General features: G+C 64.1%; 13 protein-coding genes. All 13 read left to right on the top strand.

Annotated elements, in window-relative coordinates; genetic code table 11:
• Positions 1-96 precede the first annotated feature (96 nt).
• The 13 genes from dksA (at position 97) to AC1MHZ_RS19885 (ending at position 18,742) form a co-directional block, all read left to right on the top strand.
• Entirely contained in the window at positions 97-543 is a 447-nt protein-coding gene (dksA, locus tag AC1MHZ_RS19945; RefSeq protein WP_084855459.1) for an RNA polymerase-binding protein DksA, read from the top strand.
• A gap of 62 nt (positions 544-605) precedes the next feature.
• On the top strand, positions 606-1,493 hold the full coding sequence (gene gluQRS / locus AC1MHZ_RS19940; protein WP_084855460.1) for a tRNA glutamyl-Q(34) synthetase GluQRS: 888 nt from the start codon (positions 606-608) through the stop codon (positions 1,491-1,493).
• 161 nt (positions 1,494-1,654) lie between these two features.
• On the top strand, positions 1,655-1,831 hold the full coding sequence (locus AC1MHZ_RS19935) for a hypothetical protein (protein ID WP_003250005.1): 177 nt from the start codon (positions 1,655-1,657) through the stop codon (positions 1,829-1,831).
• Positions 1,815-4,790: a sensor histidine kinase gene (locus AC1MHZ_RS19930; protein ID WP_172402961.1), complete on the top strand. Its 2,976-nt coding sequence runs from the start codon at positions 1,815-1,817 to the stop codon at positions 4,788-4,790. Before AC1MHZ_RS19935 ends, AC1MHZ_RS19930 begins: the two co-directional genes overlap by 17 nt.
• A gap of 4 nt (positions 4,791-4,794) precedes the next feature.
• Positions 4,795-6,252 carry a sigma-54-dependent transcriptional regulator gene (locus AC1MHZ_RS19925; protein WP_324814819.1) on the top strand — a complete coding sequence of 486 codons (1,458 nt, stop codon included), beginning with the start codon at positions 4,795-4,797 and terminating at the stop codon, positions 6,250-6,252.
• Positions 6,253-7,021: 769 nt separating this feature from the next.
• The gene (locus AC1MHZ_RS19920; RefSeq protein WP_482966823.1) at positions 7,022-8,410 is read left to right on the top strand and encodes a polynucleotide adenylyltransferase PcnB; all 1,389 of its coding nucleotides are present in this window, start codon (positions 7,022-7,024) and stop codon (positions 8,408-8,410) included.
• Between the two features lie 2 nt (positions 8,411-8,412).
• A complete protein-coding gene (folK, locus tag AC1MHZ_RS19915; protein WP_482966822.1) occupies positions 8,413-8,892 on the top strand; it encodes a 2-amino-4-hydroxy-6-hydroxymethyldihydropteridine diphosphokinase in 480 nt (159 codons plus the stop codon).
• 251 nt (positions 8,893-9,143) lie between these two features.
• A complete protein-coding gene (gene panB, locus AC1MHZ_RS19910) occupies positions 9,144-9,944 on the top strand; it encodes a 3-methyl-2-oxobutanoate hydroxymethyltransferase (RefSeq protein WP_084855465.1) in 801 nt (266 codons plus the stop codon).
• Positions 9,941-10,804 (top strand): pantoate--beta-alanine ligase, encoded by an 864-nt coding sequence (gene panC / locus AC1MHZ_RS19905; RefSeq protein WP_482966821.1) that lies wholly within the window; start codon positions 9,941-9,943, stop codon positions 10,802-10,804. Before panB ends, panC begins: the two co-directional genes overlap by 4 nt.
• Positions 10,805-10,998: 194 nt before the next feature.
• On the top strand, positions 10,999-12,663 hold the full coding sequence (gene pgi / locus AC1MHZ_RS19900) for a glucose-6-phosphate isomerase (RefSeq protein ID WP_084855467.1): 1,665 nt from the start codon (positions 10,999-11,001) through the stop codon (positions 12,661-12,663).
• A 228-nt stretch (positions 12,664-12,891) separates the two neighbouring features.
• Positions 12,892-14,826, top strand: a complete 1,935-nt coding sequence (gene acs, locus AC1MHZ_RS19895) for an acetate--CoA ligase (RefSeq protein ID WP_324817908.1) — start codon at positions 12,892-12,894, stop codon at positions 14,824-14,826.
• Positions 14,827-14,856: 30 nt separating this feature from the next.
• Positions 14,857-15,726: an oxygenase MpaB family protein gene (locus AC1MHZ_RS19890; protein WP_482966820.1), complete on the top strand. Its 870-nt coding sequence runs from the start codon at positions 14,857-14,859 to the stop codon at positions 15,724-15,726.
• Between the two features lie 79 nt (positions 15,727-15,805).
• Positions 15,806-18,742 (top strand): DUF748 domain-containing protein, encoded by a 2,937-nt coding sequence (locus tag AC1MHZ_RS19885; RefSeq protein ID WP_482966819.1) that lies wholly within the window; start codon positions 15,806-15,808, stop codon positions 18,740-18,742.
• Positions 18,743-18,788 lie beyond the last annotated feature (46 nt).

Here is an 18,788-nt window from a genome sequence, read left to right as displayed (position 1 = left end):
TCTGGTAAGTTCGGCGGCTCGCAGTCGCAGGGCCGGCGGGTGCCGGAGATGGAGCAGCCTGCGCATTGGATCAGATGAGTAAGAGGCGGTCTATTCATGTCCACCGTAGAAAAGCAAAAAGCCGGTCAGACCATGTACGGTGTCGAACCCTACGTCGAAACCAAGGGTGAAGAGTACATGGGCGAGCCCATGAAACAGCACTTCACCAAGCTCCTCAGTGCCTGGAAGCAGGAACTGATGACCAGCGTGGATCGCACCGTGGATCACATGAAGGACGAAGCGGCCAACTTCCCCGACCCGGCCGACCGCGCCAGCCAGGAAGAAGAATTCGCCCTGGAACTGCGTAACCGTGATCGCGAGCGCAAGCTGATCAAGAAGATCGACAAGACCCTCGACAAGATCAAGGAAGACGAATACGGCTGGTGCGATGCCTGCGGCGTCGAGATTGGCCTGCGTCGCCTGGAAGCCCGCCCGACCGCCGACCTGTGCTTCGACTGCAAGGAGCTGGCGGAGAAGAAGGAAAAGCAGGTCGGCAAGGCCTGACCTGATTCCCACCTGAACGGGGCGCTCGAGGCGCCCCGTTTCATTTATATAGCCTGTACCCCATGAACGACTCCCGCTACATCGGACGCTTCGCCCCTACGCCCAGTGGTTTTCTGCATTTCGGCTCCCTGGTCGCCGCCCTCGCCTCGTGGCTCGATGCACGCGCGGTGGGCGGCCGTTGGCTGCTGCGCATGGAAGACACCGACCCACCACGGGAAATGCCCGGCGCCCGCGATGCCATCCTGCAGACCCTGGAGCGCTACGGCCTGGAGTGGGATGGCGAGGTGGTATTCCAGAGCCAGCGGCACGACGCCTATGCCGCCGTGGTCGACCGCCTGTTCAATATGGGCCTGGCCTATGCCTGCACTTGCTCACGTAAGCAACTGGAGGAGTACAACGGCATCTACCCGGGCTTGTGCCGCAACGCCGGGCATGCCCGAGAGGGGGCCGCGATCCGCTTGCGGGTACCGGAGCTGATCTACCGCTTCACCGACCGGGTGCAAGGCGAATTCCAGCAACACCTGGGCCGCGAGGTGGGCGATTTCGTCATCCAGCGCCGCGACGGGTTGTATGCGTACCAGTTGGCGGTGGTGCTGGACGATGCCTGGCAGGGTGTCACTGACATCGTGCGCGGCGCCGACCTGCTCGACAACACCCCACGCCAACTGTACCTGCAGGAGCTGCTGGGCTTCTCGCAGCCGCGTTACCTGCACATTCCGCTGATCGTGCAGCCGGATGGGCACAAGCTGGGCAAGTCATACCGCTCGCCGCCGCTCGAGGCCGACCAGGCAACGCCCTTGCTGTTGCGGGCCTTGCGTGCGCTGGGGCAGGACACCGAGCCTGCCATGGCAAGTGCTGGCCCCGCCGAGGTGCTGGCTGTCGCCCGGCAACGCTGGCGGCCGGAGGCGATTGCACGGCAACTGAGCGTGCCTGAGGCTGACCTGCACTGATACAGCGGACACGATCGATGTAGGAGCGGCGTGCAGGCTGAAAAACAAAAGGCCAATAAATTCAAACTCTTGGCGAACCCTACCGATTCCCGCTAGCATCGCTCCAGCCATTTGCGCCAATAATAAGTCCAAGCCCGCAGCGCCCAATCAACGAGGCCAGCATGTACATCTATCGTTTGGTCCTGCTTCTGGTCGTGGGGATCTACCTCTTCTCCCCGGCCATCATGGACTGGTGGATCGAGCCGACCGGTGCCTGGTACCGCCCTTACCTGCTCTGGCTGATCCTCATCGTCGTCACCTTCATTCTGCAGAGCCAACGAGATGCCGATGAGCTTTAGCCTGACCCAGATGATCCTGATCAGCGCCGCCTACCTGCTGGTGCTGTTCGGCGTGGCCTGGATCAGCGAGCGCGGGCTGATCCCCCGCTCGATCATTCGCCACCCGCTGACCTACACCCTGTCTTTGGGCGTCTACGCCAGTGCCTGGGCCTTCTACGGTTCGGTAGGCCTCGCCTATCAGTACGGCTATGGCTTCCTGGCCTGCTACCTGGGGGTGTCCGGCGCCTTCCTGCTGGCCCCGGTGCTGCTCTACCCGATCCTGAAGATCACGCGCACCTACCAGCTCTCATCACTGGCCGACCTGCTGGCGTTTCGCTTTCGCAGCACCTGGGCCGGCGCGCTGACCACCATCTTCATGTTGATCGGCGTGCTGCCGCTGCTGGCCTTGCAGATCCAGGCGGTCGCCGACTCGATCAGCATTCTCACCGGTGAGCCGGTCAAGGCACGGGTGGCCTTCGCCTTCTGCGCGCTGATCATTCTGTTCACTATCTTCTTCGGCTCGCGCCACATCGCCACCCGCGAGAAGCATGAAGGCCTGGTATTCGCCATTGCCTTCGAATCGGTGATCAAGCTCCTGGCCCTGGGCGGCATCGGCCTGTACGCGCTGTATGGAGTATTCGGCGGCCCGCACCAGCTGGAGGTCTGGCTGTTGCAGAACCAGACCGCCCTGGCCGCGCTGCACACCCCGCTGCAGGAAGGCCCCTGGCGGACCCTGCTGCTGGTGTTCTTCGCCTCGGCGATCGTCATGCCGCACATGTATCACATGGCCTTCACCGAGAACCTCAACCCGCGCTCGCTGGTCAGCGCCAGCTGGGGCCTGCCGCTATTCCTGCTGCTGATGAGCCTGGCCGTGCCGCTGGTACTCTGGGCAGGGCTGCGCCTGGGCGCGAGCACCAACCCCGAGTACTTCACCCTGGGCCTGGGCATCGCCGCCGACAACCCAGCGCTGGCGCTGCTCGCCTACGTGGGCGGGTTGTCGGCCGCCAGTGGCCTGATCATCGTCACCACCCTGGCGCTGTCCGGCATGGCGCTGAACCACCTGGTGCTGCCGCTCTACCAGCCGCCGGCCGAAGGCAACATCTACCGCTGGCTGAAGTGGACCCGTCGGGCCCTGATCGTGGCCATCATCACCGCAGGCTTCGTGTTCTACCTGACCCAGAACAACCATCAGAGCCTGGCCAACCTAGGCATCGTCGCCTTCGTCGCCACCTTGCAGTTCTTGCCTGGCGTGCTGTCGGTGCTGTACTGGCCGACCGCCAACCGGCGCGGCTTCATCGCCGGCCTGATGGCCGGTATCGCGGTGTGGATGGTGACCATGCTGCTGCCGCTGCTGGGCAACCTGCAGGGCTTCTATATTCCTTTGCTGGATATGATCTATGTGCTGGACGACACCAGCTGGCACATGGCCGCCATCGGTTCGCTGGCAGCGAACGTGCTGCTGTTCACCCTGATCTCGCTGTTCACCAACGCCAGCAGCGAAGAGGTCAGCGCCGCCGAGGCCTGTGCCGTCGACAACGTCCGCCGCCCGCAGCGTCGGGAGCTGCACGCCGCCTCCCCCCAAGAGTTCGCCACCCAGCTGGCCAAGCCGCTGGGCGCCAAGGCGGCGCAGAAGGAGGTGGAGCAGGCCCTGCGCGACCTCTACCTGCCCTTCGATGAACGCCGCCCCTACGCCTTGCGCCGTCTGCGCGACCGCATTGAGGCCAACCTGTCCGGCCTGATGGGGCCAAGCGTGGCCCAGGACATGGTCGAGACCTTCCTGCCGTACAAGTCGGGCAACGAGAACTACGTCACCGAAGACATCCACTTCATCGAGAGCCGCCTGGAAGACTACCACTCGCGCCTGACCGGCCTTGCCGCCGAGCTCGACGCCCTGCGTCGCTACCACCGCCAGACCCTGCAGGAGCTGCCGATGGGCGTCTGCTCCCTGGCCAAGGATCAGGAGATCCTGATGTGGAACAAGGCCATGGAGGAATTGACCGGTGTTGCCGCCAAGCATGTGGTCGGCTCGCGCCTGGTCACCGTCTCCGAGCCCTGGCGCGGGCTGCTGCAGAACTTCATCAATGTCCCGGACGAACATTTGCACAAGCAGCGCCTGGCCCTGGACGGCCAGACCCGCTGGCTGAACCTGCACAAGGCCGCCATCGCCGAGCCACTGGCACCGGGCAACAGCGGCTTGGTGCTGCTGGTCGAGGACCTCACCGAGACCCAGGCCCTGGAAGACAAGCTGGTGCATTCCGAGCGCCTGGCGAGCATCGGCCGCCTGGCCGCGGGTGTGGCCCACGAGATCGGCAACCCCATCACCGGCATCGCCTGCCTGGCGCAGAACTTGCGCGAAGAACGCGAAGGCGACGGCGAGATCATCGAGCTGTCCAGCCAGATCATCGAGCAGACCAAGCGCGTCTCGCGCATCGTGCAGTCGCTGATGAGCTTCGCCCATGCCGGCGGCAGCCACCAGAACAGCGAGGAGCCGGTATGCCTGGCCGAGGTGGCGCAGGATGCCATTGGTCTGCTGGCGTTGAACCGGCGCAATTTCGAAGTACAGTTCTTCAACCTTTGCGACCCGGACCACTGGGTAGAAGGTGACCCGCAACGCCTGGCCCAGGTGCTGATCAACCTGCTTTCCAACGCCCGCGACGCGTCCCCGCCCGGCAGTGCCGTGCGTGTGCGCAGCGAGGTCAACGAGCACACCGTCGACCTGGTCGTCGAGGATGAAGGCAGCGGGATCCCGAAAAGCATCATGGACCGTCTGTTCGAACCCTTCTTCACCACCAAGGACCCGGGCGAAGGCACCGGACTTGGGCTTGCTCTGGTCTATTCCATCGTGGAAGAGCATTATGGGCAAATCACCATCGACAGCCCCGCCGATATCGAACGGCAGCGTGGCACCCGGATCCGCGTGACCCTGCCCCGGCATGTCGTAGCGACGTCCCCTGAAATTCGAGACCGTCGAGAGAATTGAATCAATGCCGCACATTCTGATCGTCGAAGACGAAACCATCATCCGCTCGGCCTTGCGTCGACTGCTCGAGCGGAACCAGTACCAGGTCAGCGAAGCCGGCTCGGTGCAGGAAGCCCAGGAACGCTTCAGCATTGCCACCTTCGACCTGATCGTCAGCGACTTGCGCCTGCCCGGCGCCCCGGGCACCGAGCTGATCAAGCTCGGCCAGGGCACGCCAGTACTGATCATGACCAGCTACGCCAGCCTGCGTTCGGCGGTCGACTCCATGAAGATGGGCGCGGTGGACTACATCGCCAAGCCTTTCGACCATGACGAGATGCTCCAGGCCGTGGCGCGCATCCTGCGCGACCGGCAAAACGCCCCGGCACCTGCCGCGGCCGTCGGCGGCACCGAGCCGCGGGCCAACGGCAAGCCCGTCGTCTCCGACAAGGGCAGTCCTGCACCCGCAACCGGCGAGATCGGCATCATCGGCTCGTGCCCGCCCATGCAGGATATGTTCAGCAAAATCCGCAAAGTCGCGCCCACCGACTCCAATGTGCTGATCCAGGGTGAGTCCGGTACCGGCAAGGAGCTGGTCGCCCGAGCCCTGCACAACCTGTCGCGTCGGGCCAAGGCACCGATGATCTCGGTGAACTGCGCGGCCATTCCGGAAACCCTGATCGAGTCGGAACTGTTCGGCCACGAAAAGGGCGCCTTCACCGGCGCCAGCGCTGGCCGTGCGGGCCTTGTCGAAGCGGCCGACGGCGGCACCCTGTTCCTCGATGAAATCGGCGAATTGCCGCTAGAAGCCCAGGCCCGCCTGCTGCGCGTGCTGCAGGAGGGCGAGATCCGCCGGGTCGGCTCGGTGCAATCGCAGAAGGTCGACGTGCGCTTGATCGCCGCGACCCACCGGGACCTGAAGAACCTGGCCAAGGCCGGCCAGTTCCGCGAAGACCTTTATTACCGCCTGCATGTCATTGCGCTGAAGCTTCCGGCCCTGCGCGAACGCGGCAGCGACGTCAATGAAATCGCCGACGCCTTTCTGGCCCGGCAGAGCGCCCGTATCGGTCGTGACGACCTGCACTTCTCCACCGAAGCAGAGCAAGCCATCCGCCATTACAGTTGGCCGGGTAACGTGCGCGAGCTGGAAAACGCCGTGGAGCGCGCGGTGATTCTCAGCGAGAGCTCGGAAATTTCCGCAGATCTGCTGGGCATCGATATCGAGCTGAGCGGCCTGGAAGATGAAGAAGCCTTCGATATCGCGCCAGCCGCTTCGGGCGCCAGCGCCAACAACGCGAGCCATGAGCCGACCGAGGACCTCTCCCTGGAGGACTACTTCCAGCACTTCGTCCTCGAGCACCAGGACCATATGACCGAGACCGAACTGGCCCGCAAGCTCGGCGTAAGCCGCAAATGCCTGTGGGAGCGCCGCCAGCGCCTGGGCATTCCACGGCGCAAGAGCAACGCCACCAGCGATAACTGATCCTTCCTGGGCGGGAACACAGCTTCCCGCCTCTTTCTCTGCTCGTTCTCGATACCGCAATCGCGGGCCGGCCCTGCTATCGCAATGGCATAGGCAAGGGCACCCTCACTGCGCCTAAATCTGTTACCCAACCTGCCCAGCCGTAACATCCACCGAGGCGTACGGTAACGAAATTTCCACATTTCCAGCCTTCCAGACGCTGCACACACCTCTCAAACCCCTGATTTTGCTGGCTTTTGAAAAGTTGGCACGGCACCTGCTATATCTTTGGTACAAGAACAATAACAAGCACTGCAATCCAGAATAAGAACAAGACGAAACGGCTCACGCACAATAAAAACAAGACGGCGGAGGCGCAGCTAACTGATTCTTTTGGAGAGGAGTTGTGTTTGGGGCTTGCCCCACAACCAGGCAGAGAACAATAAAAACTGCACTAAAAAGCAGCGCCTGAACTGGTTGGATCGATCGATCAGCATAACATCAGCGACCAAAGCAATCCGTTTGCTCTTCACCCCCGGGTTGGGGGTCGTCCACAAGCTTCGAGATTTGTGGGCAGGGCATTCAACAAAAACAAGAAGCCCGGCAGAAAAACAATAAGAGCACGCAACGACTTTCCTGGGGAGCTTCGGCTCCCCATGTCGTTTCTACCCCCCGCAGCGACACCCGGGCGTACCGCCTACACCATTCCCAGAGTAAATGCTAGAATCCCCGCCCATCATGCGGCCATTCTCCTATTCTTGGCCGAACATTCCTTCAAACAGTGCATCCCATGCTGAAGAAGCTGTTCCAGTCGTTCCGCCCTCCCCTTCGTGGCCAACACCACAGGCGCACCACGCCTGAAGTGATCAACAAAAGCCAGCACTCGCTGCAGCGCAGCCAGTTCAGCCGCCACGCGGTGAGCATCGTCGAGCGCCTGCAGGGCGCCGGCTACCAGGCCTATCTGGTCGGTGGCTGCGTGCGCGACCTGCTTTTGGGTATCACCCCCAAGGACTTCGATGTCGCCACCAGCGCCACCCCCGAACAAGTGCGCGCCGAGTTCCGCAATGCCCGGATCATCGGCCGGCGCTTCAAGCTGGTCCATGTGCACTTCGGCCGCGAGATCATCGAAGTCGCGACCTTCCGTGCCCACCATTCCGAAGAAGACCAAGGCGACAGCCACCGTTCGTCGCACAACGCCAGCGGGCGCATCCTGCGCGACAACGTATACGGCACGCTGGAGGACGACGCACAGCGTCGTGACTTCACCATCAATGCCCTGTACTACGACCCGGTCAGCGAGCGCGTCCTCGACTACGCCAATGGCGTGCATGACATTCGTAACCGTCTGCTGCGCCTGATCGGCGACCCGACCCAGCGCTATCAGGAAGACCCTGTGCGCATGCTGCGGGCCGTGCGTTTCGCCGCCAAGCTCGACTTCGGCATCGAGAAGCACACCGTGCAGCCGATTCGCGAACTGGCACCGCTGCTGCGCGAAATCCCGCCCGCGCGCCTGTTCGAGGAAAGCCTCAAGCTGTTCCTCTCTGGCCAGGGCGCTATCACCTTCGAAATGCTGGTCGACCTGCAACTGTTCGACCCACTGTTCCCAGCCAGCGCCCACGCGCTGGAAGAACGCCCGACCTACACCCATACCCTGATCAGCCACGCCCTGGCCAACACGGACCTGCGCGTCAAGCAGGGCAAGCCGGTCACGCCGGCGTTTCTGTTCGCCGCCCTGCTCTGGCCGGCACTGCCCGGTCGCGTCATGTACCTGCAAAGCCAGGGAGTACCGCCGATTCCGGCCATGAACGGCGCAGCCCACGACCTGATCGCCGAGCAATGCCAGCGCATCGCCATTCCCAAGCGCTTCACCCTGCCGATCCGCGAAATCTGGGACATGCAGGAACGCCTGCCACGCCGCAGCGGCAAGCGTGCCGACGTGATGCTCGACAACCCGCGCTTCCGCGCCGGCTACGACTTCCTGCTGTTGCGCGAAAGCGCGGGCGAGGAAACCGATGAGCTGGGCCAATGGTGGACCGACTACCAGGACGCCAACGACAGCGAGCGGCGCGAAATGATCCGTGAGCTGGGCAGCCGCGACGACGCCTCCGGTGCCGCCCCACGCAAGCGCAAGCGCAGTGGCAGCAAACGCAAGCGCAGTAATGACGAGGCCTGGGACTGAGCATGACGGTGCGCGCCTATATCGGCCTGGGCAGCAACCTCGATGCCCCCGCCGACCAACTGCGCAGCGCCCTGCAGGCGCTGGACCAGATCGCTGACACCCGCCTGGCCGCGGCCTCGGCGCTGTACACCAGCGACTCGCTGCTGCCCGGCCAGCCGCGCTACACCAACGCGGTAGCGGCCCTCGACACCAGCCTCGCGCCGCTGGACCTGCTCGATGCCCTGCAAGGCATCGAGAACGACCAGGGCCGGGTACGCAAGGAGCGCTGGGGCCCGCGCACCCTCGACCTGGATATCCTGTTGTTCGGCGAAGAAGTGATCGACGTGCCGCGCCTGAAAGTGCCGCACTATCACATGCAAGCCCGTCCGTTCGTGCTCTACCCGTTGGCCGAACTGGTGCCCGCCGACTTTCGCCTTGCCGACGGCCGCAGCTTGGCGCAACTGCTCGAAGCCTGCCCCTTCGTGGGCCTGGAACGCCTGTAAATCGGGCGTTCCGGCCATCGGTAACGCCAGTAACACCCTGATCGTAACAATGCGGTAACAGGGTGATTGACTTCCCCCCCCTCGCTCACGACTATAGGCGTCCCGTGGCACCAAAGTGCCGCCTCATTGACCGATTTAGGCTCGGACGGACCTGTGCCCAAACATCACGCGCGATGATGTGCCGCTCCGAAAGATGATTACACGCGTTGTACGCAGTCGTTTTTCACAGCGCCTGAACGAGGATTTCCTACATGCCTGAAGTAACCCTGACCACTCTGCACGGCCTCAAGGCCAAGGGTGAGAAAATCGCCATGCTGACCTGCTACGACGCGACCTTCGCCAAGGCCGCCAGCGAGGCCGGCGTGGAAATACTGTTGGTGGGTGACTCCCTGGGCATGGTCCTGCAGGGCCATGACAGCACCCTGCCGGTGACGACCGCCGAGATGGCCTACCACACCGCCTGTGTGAAGCGCGGCAACAGCGGGGCGCTGATCCTCGCCGACCTGCCCTTCATGGCCCACGCTACACCCGAACAGGCCTTCGCCAACTGCGCCACCCTGATGCAAGCCGGCGCCCACATGATCAAGCTCGAGGGTGCCGCCTGGCTGGCCGAAACCATCCGCCTGCTGGCCGAACGCGGCGTGCCTGTGTGCGCGCACATGGGCCTGACGCCACAGTCGGTCAATGTCCTGGGCGGTTACAAGGTTCAGGGCCGCCAGGAAGCCCAGGCGCGGCAGATGCGCGCCGACGCCATCGCCCTGGAACAGGCCGGCGCGGCCATGCTCCTGCTCGAATGCGTACCCAGCGAGCTGGCGGCGGAAATCACCCAGGCCGTGAGCATTCCGGTCATCGGCATCGGCGCCGGCAGCGCCACCGACGGGCAGGTGCTGGTACTGCACGACATGCTCGGCCTTTCCCTGAGCGGCCGCGTGCCGAAGTTCGTGAAGAACTTCATGACCGGCCAGCCGGACATCCACAGCGCCCTTGCCGCCTATGTCGCGGCGGTCAAGGACGTCAGCTTCCCAGGCAGCGAACACGGGTTCAGCGCATGAATACAGTCAAGACCGTCCGAGAACTGCGCGCCGCCGTGGCGCGCGCCCGCGGCGAAGGCAAGCGGATCGGCTTCGTGCCGACCATGGGCAACCTGCACAGCGGACATGCAGCCTTGGTAACCAAGGCGGCCCAACGCGCCGACTTCGTGGTCGCCAGCATCTTCGTCAACCCGCTGCAGTTTGGCGCCGGCGAAGACCTGGACAAGTACCCGCGTACCCTGGCAGCCGACCAAGAGCACCTGCTCCAGGCCGGCTGCCACCTGCTATTCGCCCCGGGCGTGGAGGAGATGTACCCCGACGGCATGGCAGTACAGACCCGTGTCAGCGTGCCGCAACTGTCCGAAGGCCTGTGCGGCGCCAGCCGGCCCGGCCACTTCGAAGGCGTGGCCACGGTGGTCAGCAAGTTGTTCAACATGGTCCAGCCGGACCTCGCCGTGTTCGGCGAGAAGGACTATCAGCAACTGGCGGTGATCCGCGCAATGGTGCGTGACCTGAACATGCCGATCCAGATCATCGGCGAGCCTACCGTGCGTGCCGAAGACGGCCTGGCACTGTCGTCGCGCAACGGTTACCTGAGCCCAGAGCAACGTGCCGCCGCGCCTGCGCTGTACCGTACCTTGAGCGCCATGGCCGAGGCCATCCGCAGGGGCCAGCGTGATTTTCCCGCGTTGATCGCCGATGGCCAGGCTCAGCTGGTGGCTGCCGGGTTCCGCCCGGACTACCTGGAAGTGCGCCATGCCCTGACTTTGCGCCCGGCAATGGTCGACGACCGTGATGTGGTGGTGCTGGCCGCCGCGTACATGGGCACGACGCGATTGATCGACAACCTGTACGTGCATCTGGACGAAAAGACCGCATAACGCCCGACATGTGGGAGCGGGCTTGCCCCGCGATTGGGCCCGCGCCCACATTAAGAGATCGTGCCCCGAAAAGGGGCGCACGGCGCCCCCCCATTCCCCCCGCGCCACCAATGCCTATAATGATGGCCGGCCTGCAACTGGCAGCCACGGCCTGATGTCCAAGGCCAGACCACGCACCAAGGAAAGCATCCGCAATGGCGTATTACCGTACTCCCCACGATGTGACGGCGCTGCCCGCCTGGCAGGCGCTCCAGCAACACCGCGACGCCATGCAAGGTTTCAGCATGCGCGAAGCCTTCGCAGCCGACCCCAAGCGCTTCGACCAGTTTTCCCTCAGCAGTTGCGGCCTGTTCCTCGACTACTCGAAGAACTTGATCACCGAGCAGACCCGTGACCTGCTGGTGAACCTGGCCAATGAAGTGGGCCTGGCGGACGCGATCAAAGCGATGTTCAGCGGCGAAATCATCAACGCCTCCGAAGGTCGCCCGGTATTGCACACCGCCCTGCGCCGCCCGGTAGGCGACAAGCTCAGCGTCAATGGCGTCAACGTGATGCCCGAAGTGCACAAAGTGCTCAACCAGATCACCGAGCTGGTGGGCCGCATCCACGACGGCCTGTGGCGCGGCTACAGCGAAAAGCCGATCACCGACGTGGTGAACATCGGCATCGGCGGCTCGTTCCTGGGCCCGGAGCTGGTCTCCGAGGCGCTGCTGCCCTACGCCCAACGCGGCGTACGCTGCCATTACCTGGCGAACATCGACGGCAGCGAATTCCACGAGCTGTCGGCCAAGCTGCGCGCCGAGACCACCTTGTTCATCGTCTCGTCGAAGTCGTTCAACACCCTCGAAACCCTGAAGAACGCCACTGCCGCACGCACTTGGTACCTGGCCCAGGGCGGCTCCGAGGCGGAGCTCTACCGCCACTTCATCGCCGTATCGAGCAACAAGACCGCCGCCGTGGCCTTCGGTATCCGTGAAGAGAACATCTTCCCCATGTGGGACTGGGTGGGTGGGCGCTACTCGCTGTGGTCGGCCATCGGCCTGCCGATCGCCCTGGCCATCGGCACCGCCAACTTCAAGGAACTGCTGTCCGGTGCCTACACCATGGACCAGCATTTCCAGAACACCCCGTTCGAGAAGAACATGCCGGTGCTGCTGGCCTTGCTGGGCGTATGGTATGGCAACTTCTGGGGCGCCCAGAGCCACGCGATCCTGCCGTACGACCACTACCTGCGCAACATCACCAAGCACCTGCAGCAATTGGACATGGAGTCCAACGGCAAGAGCGTGCTGCAGGACGGTACCCCAGTGAAGACCGAAACCGGCCCGGTGATCTGGGGCGGTGTCGGCTGCAACGGCCAGCACGCCTATCACCAGTTGCTGCACCAGGGCACCCAGCTGATCCCCGCCGATTTCATCGTGCCGGTGGTGAGCTTCAACCCGGTGGCCGACCACCATCAATGGCTGTATGCCAACTGCCTGTCCCAGAGCCAGGCGCTGATGCTCGGCAAGACCCGCGCGGAGGCCGAAGCCGAATTGCGGGCCAAGGGCCTGAACGAAACGGACATCGAGAAGCTCGCACCGCACAAGGTGATCCCGGGCAACCGCCCGAGCAACACCCTGGTGGTCGAGCGCATCAGCCCACGTCGTCTCGGGGCGCTGGTGGCCATGTACGAACACAAGGTCTTCGTACAGAGCGTCGTCTGGGGTATCAATGCCTTCGACCAGTGGGGCGTGGAACTGGGCAAGGAGCTGGGCAAGGGTGTATACCAGCGCCTGGTCGGCAGCCTGGAAGACAGCGCCGAGGATGGCTCCACCCAGGGCCTGATCAACTACTTCCGCGGCCGCCACCGCGGCTGAACCAACAGGCCCAATCGCCGGCAAGCCGGCTCCCACCCGCCCCGTGCAGACTCGCACCCGTGGGAGCCGGCTTGCCGGCGATTGGGCTACTGCTCCCCGGAACACCTTCGCGGGCTACACTGTCCAATCGAATAGCCGTTGCACCTCATCCTGCCGGCGATCATGTCATTGCCTTGCGTATCGGGATGTCGTGCAGTCCATCGCCCGACAAGAGCAGGACCACCCGCCATGTTCGATATCCGCGACTATCCCCAGGCCCTGGCCGTCAGCCAGTCCGCACGCCTTTCCCCCGACGAGTACCGCCGCCTCTACCGCCAGTCGGTCGAAGACCCCGACAGTTTCTGGGCCGAACAGGCCAAACGCCTGGACTGGATCAAGCCCTGGCGCCAGGTGCAGCAATGCGACCTGAGTACCGGCGCGGCGCGCTGGTTCGACGGTGGCCAGCTCAACGTCAGCTACAACTGCATCGACCGCCACCTGGCCACCCGAGGCGACCAGACCGCGCTGCTCTGGGAAGGCGACGACCCAAAGGATGCCAAGGCGATCAGCTACCGCGAACTGCACCGCCAGGTCTGCCGGCTGGCCAATGCCCTCAAGGCCCGGGGCGTGAAGAAAGGCGACCGGGTGTGCATCTACATGCCCATGATCCCTGAGGCGGCCTATGCCATGCTCGCCTGCGCACGCATCGGCGCCATTCATTCGGTGGTGTTCGGCGGCTTTTCGCCCGATGCCCTGCGTGACCGCATCCTCGATGCCGACTGCCGCACGGTGATCACCGCCGACGAGGGCGTGCGCGGCGGCAAACGCATCCCGCTGAAGCAGAACGTCGACAAGGCCCTGGCAAGCTGCCCCAATGTGACCAGCGTGCTGGTGGTACGCCGCACCCGGGCCGACGTCGCCTGGAGCGAAGGTCGCGATCTGTGGTACCACGACGCGACGGAACAGGCCGGTGACGACTGCGCACCCGAGCCCATGGACGCGGAAGACCCGCTGTTCATCCTCTATACCTCCGGCAGCACCGGCAAGCCCAAGGGCGTGCTGCACACCACCGCCGGCTACCTGCTGCAGGCCGCCCTCACCTTCGAGGTGGTGTTCGATTATCGTGACGGCGAGGTGTTCTGGTGCACTGCCGATGTCGGCTGGGTCACCGGGCACAGCTATATCGTCTACGGCCCTCTGGCCAACGGCGCGATCTCGCTGATGTTCGAAGGCGTGCCCAACCACCCGGACAGCTCGCGCTTCTGGCAGGTGGTGGACAAGCATCAGGTGAATATTTTCTATACCGCCCCCACGGCCTTGCGCGCCCTGATGCGCGAAGGCGAGGCGCCGCTGCAGGGCACGTCGCGGCAAAGCCTGCGCCTGCTGGGCAGCGTGGGCGAGCCGATCAACCCGGAAGCCTGGGAGTGGTACTTCGAAGCAGTCGGGCAGAAGCGCTGCCCCATTGTCGATACCTGGTGGCAGACCGAGACCGGCGGCATCATGCTCACCCCGTTGCCCGGCAATACGCACCTCAAGCCAGGCTGTGCCACCCAGCCGATGTTCGGCGTGCAGCCGGTGCTGCTGGACGAGAAAGGCAAGCTGATCGATGGGCCAGGTGCCGGCCTGCTGGCAATAAAGGCCAGCTGGCCTGGGCAGATCCGCAGCGTCTATGGCGATCACCAGCGCATGGTCGATACCTATTTCAAACCCATGCCCGGCTACTACTTCACAGGTGACGGCGCCCGTCGCGATGCAGACGGTGACTACTGGATCACCGGGCGCGTGGACGATGTGATCAATGTCTCCGGCCACCGCATCGGCACAGCCGAGGTGGAAAGCGCATTGGTGCTGCACGACAGCATCGCCGAGGCCGCCGTGGTGGGGTACCCTCACGACCTCAAGGGCCAAGGCATTTACGCCTTCATCACGCCCATGAACGGTGTTACCCCGGACGACGCGCTCAAGGCCGAGCTGCTCGCCCTGGTCAGCAAGGAGATCGGCAGTTTCGCCAAGCCGGAACTGATCCAGTGGGCCCCGGCCCTGCCCAAGACCCGCTCGGGCAAGATCATGCGGCGTATACTGCGCAAGATCGCCTGCAACGAGCTGGACAACCTGGGCGACACATCGACCCTGGCCGACCCAGGCGTGGTCCAGGGGCTGATCGACAAACGCCTCAACCAGTAAATGGCCGCCATGGCGGCCTGCAGGACCGCCATGGAAGCCCTACGTCGCCGTATCGAAACCCAGGTCATGAGCCTCACCGGGCTGGCCCTCGGCCAGCTCGACCTGGAGTCGCCCAAGGGTGACCCAGGGCTGTTCGGCCCGCAGAGCGTCAGTTGGCAGGTGCACGGCGACTTCCCCAGCATGCTGGTTGGCGGCATCAGTGCCCTGATGCTGCAATTGCTGCACCCCCTGGCGCTGGCCGGGGTGTGGGATCACTCCAACTTCCGTCACGACCTGCTCGGCCGCCTGCGCCGCACCAGCCAGTTCATTTCCGGCACCACCTTCGGCTCGACCCGCGACGCCCAATGGCTGATCGACAAGGTCCGCACCATTCACCTGCAGGTGGTCGGCACCGCGCCCGATGGCCGCCCTTATGCGGCCAGCGACCCGGACCTGCTGACCTGGGTGCATGTCGCCGAAGTCAGCAGCTTCCTCGCCGCCCACCTGCGCTACCGCAACCCCAACCTGCCACGCGCCGACCAGGATGCCTACTACAACGAGATCGCTCTCATCGCCGAACGCCTCGGTGCCCGGGAGGTGCCACGCTCCTGCCAGCAGGTCGAGCACTACCTGCAGCGCATGCGCCCGCAGCTCCAGTGCGATGCACGCAGCCATGAAGTGGTGAAGATCCTGCTCGACGCCCCCGCCCCCAGCCGCATGGCCGAGCCGGTGGGCAAGCTGATGCTCCACGCCGGCATCGACCTGCTGCCCGACTGGGGCCGCAGCCTGCTTGGCCTGCACCAAGGCCCATTGCAGCAGCGCCTGATCCGCCTGGGCATCAAAGGCACCGCGCCCGTGCTGCGCTGGGCCATGCGCGACGGGTCCGCGCATCGCGCGCGGCGCCGCATGGGTATCGAGTAAGGTATTTTGGTCGCTTCGTCGGAACCGTTTTAACGTGCCATACTCCAAGGCACCTCGCTTCAGACAGATGACGCCTTACATGCCCAAAGGATTGACTCGCGCCCTCGGCGCCTTGCTGGCCATCGTTGCCTCTTACAGCCTGCTTGGCTTTCTCATTCTCCCCGGTGTCGGCCTGCGTATCGCCAACCAGCAACTGGCGCAATACGCCACGGTGCCGGCGCACTTGCAGCGCATCGAATTCAACCCCTTCAGCCTGGAGCTGACGCTCTGGGGCCTGCAGATCGGCGAGCCCGGCAAGGAACAGGTCGGCTTCGAACGCCTGTACGCCAACCTCTCGCTGGACAGCCTGTGGACCAAGGCCCTGCACCTGGATGCCGTGGAGCTGGACAAGCCACGCAACGAAGTGCTGTTCGCCAAGGACGGCAGCCTCAACCTGACCCAGCTGTTCAAGCTCCCGGCCAGCGAGCCCAAGCCTGACGAGCCGCCCAGCGATCCCTTCCCGCTGCGTATCGGCAGCATCAAGCTCAGCGAAGGCTACCTGCATTTCCAAGACCTGCGCCCCAGCGAGCCCATCGAGTTCCTCTACGACTCCATGAACCTGGAGCTGAAGAACCTCAGCACCTTGCCCGACGACAACGCCGACATGACCTTGGTGGCCAACGGCCCCAACGGCGGGCGCATCGACTGGAACGGTACCCTGAGCCTGGCCCCCATCGCCTCCGAAGGCACCCTCAAGGTCACCGAAGGCCGAATGAAGTCCTTCTGGCCCTACGTACGCGATGCCGTCCCGCTGGTGCTGGAGGATGGCGTGGTGAGCCTCGATACCCACTACAAGCTCAACCTCGCCAAGGAAACCGAGCTGCTGCTGGACAAGACCTCGCTGCGCATCGCACCGTTCGCCATCAAGGCCCCTGATGGCCGCCAACTGGCACGCCTGGCCAGCCTGGATGTCAGCGAGACGTCCATCGACCTGGCCAGGCAGCAGGTAATCGTAGGCAAGGTCCGCAGCGAAAAGCTGGAGACCTGGGCCGCCTTGGAACAGGATGGCCAGCTCGACTGGCAGAAGCTGTTCGCCAGCCAGCCGGCCAAGGCCACCCCGAAGGAAAAGGCCGAGCCCGCCGCCGCCGAACCGAGCGACACGGAAAAGGCCGCCAAGGCGCCGAGCAAACCCTGGCAGGTGCTGCTCAAGGATGTACAACTGCGCAACTACCAGGTCCACCTGGCCGACCGCAGCCAGAAGGCGCCGGTTGCGCTGGATGTCGGCCCGCTCAACCTGGACCTGCAGAATTTCGACAGCCTCAACCAGTCGCCATTTACGCTCAAGCTGGACACCGGCGTGGGCAAACAAGGCAAGCTGCAGGCGGCAGGCCAGGTCAACCTGGCCCCGGTCACGGCCAAGCTCGACGTCAGCACCCGCGACATCGACCTGCGCGTGGCCCAGGCCTACATCAGCCCGTATATCCGCCTGGAACTGCGCAGCGGCATGCTTGCCAGCGACCTCAAGGTCGACCTCAAGAGCACCGAACCGTTGGCCTTCACCGTTGGCGGCAAGGCCCAAGTCAGCCAGCTGCATACCCTGGACACCATCAAGGACCGGGACTTCGTCAAATGGCAGCAACTGGACCTGAGCGGCCTGTCCTACGTTCATGGCGACGCCCTGTCGATCGACAAGGTGAGCCTGCTGCAGCCCTATGCACGCTTCATCATCAACGAAGACCGCACCACCAACGTCGACGACCTGCTGATCCCCCAACCGGCAGGCGCACCGGGCAGCGGCCAGGCCAAACCGGCCAGTGCGAGCAATGAAAAGCCGCTGGGCATTCGTATCGGGCAGACCGACATCAACGATGGTTCGGCCAACTTCGCCGACCTGACCCTCACGCCCAACTTCGCCACGGCGGTGCAGCAGCTCAACGGCCAGATCGGCACCATCGACAACCGCAAGCCGGCACCGGCCAAAGTGGACGTCAAGGGCAAGGTCGACCGCTACGCCCCGGTCACCATCAAAGGGGCGCTCAACCCGTTCAATCCTCTGGCGAGCCTGGACATCGCCACCAGCTTCAAGCGGGTCGAGCTGACCACCCTGACGCCCTACTCCGGCAAGTTCGCGGGCTTCCGCATCCGCAAGGGCCGGCTCAACCTCGACCTGCACTACCTGATCACCAACGGCCAGCTCAAGGCCGAGAACAAGGTGGTGGTCGAACAGTTGCAGCTGGGCGAGAAGGTGGACAGCCCCGATGCCGTAGACCTGCCGATCCGCCTGGCGGTCGCGCTTCTGAAGGATACCGAGGGCAAGATCTCCATCGAGCTGCCGGTTTCAGGCGACCTGAACAACCCTCAGTTCAGTGTCATGCCGATTGTCTGGCAGACCCTGCGCAACCTGGTGCTGCGCGCGGCACAGGCGCCGTTCAAGTTCATCGGTGGGCTGATCGCCGGCGGCGGCTCGGAAGACCTTGGCACCGTAAAATTCGCGCCTGGCTCCAGCGAGCTCAGCGGCGATGCCCAGTCGGCCCTGGACAAGCTGGCAGCGGCCCTCAAGGAACGCCCGGAACTGCGCCTGGAAATCGAGGGTACCAGCGCCCAGAGCAGCGACGGCCCATTGATTGCCCAACAGCGCTTGGAGCGTGAATATCAGGCCACTTGGTACAAGATGCTCCAACGCCGCGGTGACAAGGTACCGGCCAATGCTTCGATGCTGGTGGTCGACGACAGCGACAAGCCAGCCATGCTCGAAGGCATCTACCGCAACCGCCTCAAACAGCAGCCCCCGGCCGAATGGAAAGAGCTCGGCCGCGAGGAACGTACCATCAAGCTGCGCGATGCGGTGATCAAGTCCTGGGCCGAAAGCGCAGCACTGCTGCGTACCCTCGGCCAGGAGCGCGCCAGCAGCATCAAGGACTACTTGGTGGACAAGGGCCAGCTGGAGGATGATCGGGTGTATTTCCTCGATACCACCCTGGGGCAGGCCGAGAGCGATGGACAGGTCGTTACGCCAATGCACCTGGATGCCGAGTAGGCATCAGCAGCCACCTCTTGCCAGACGCGTGTCATTTTCGCGGATA

This window comes from Pseudomonas sp. FA-1, assembly GCF_056856075.1.
This window is presented reverse-complemented; position numbering and strand designations above follow the sequence as displayed.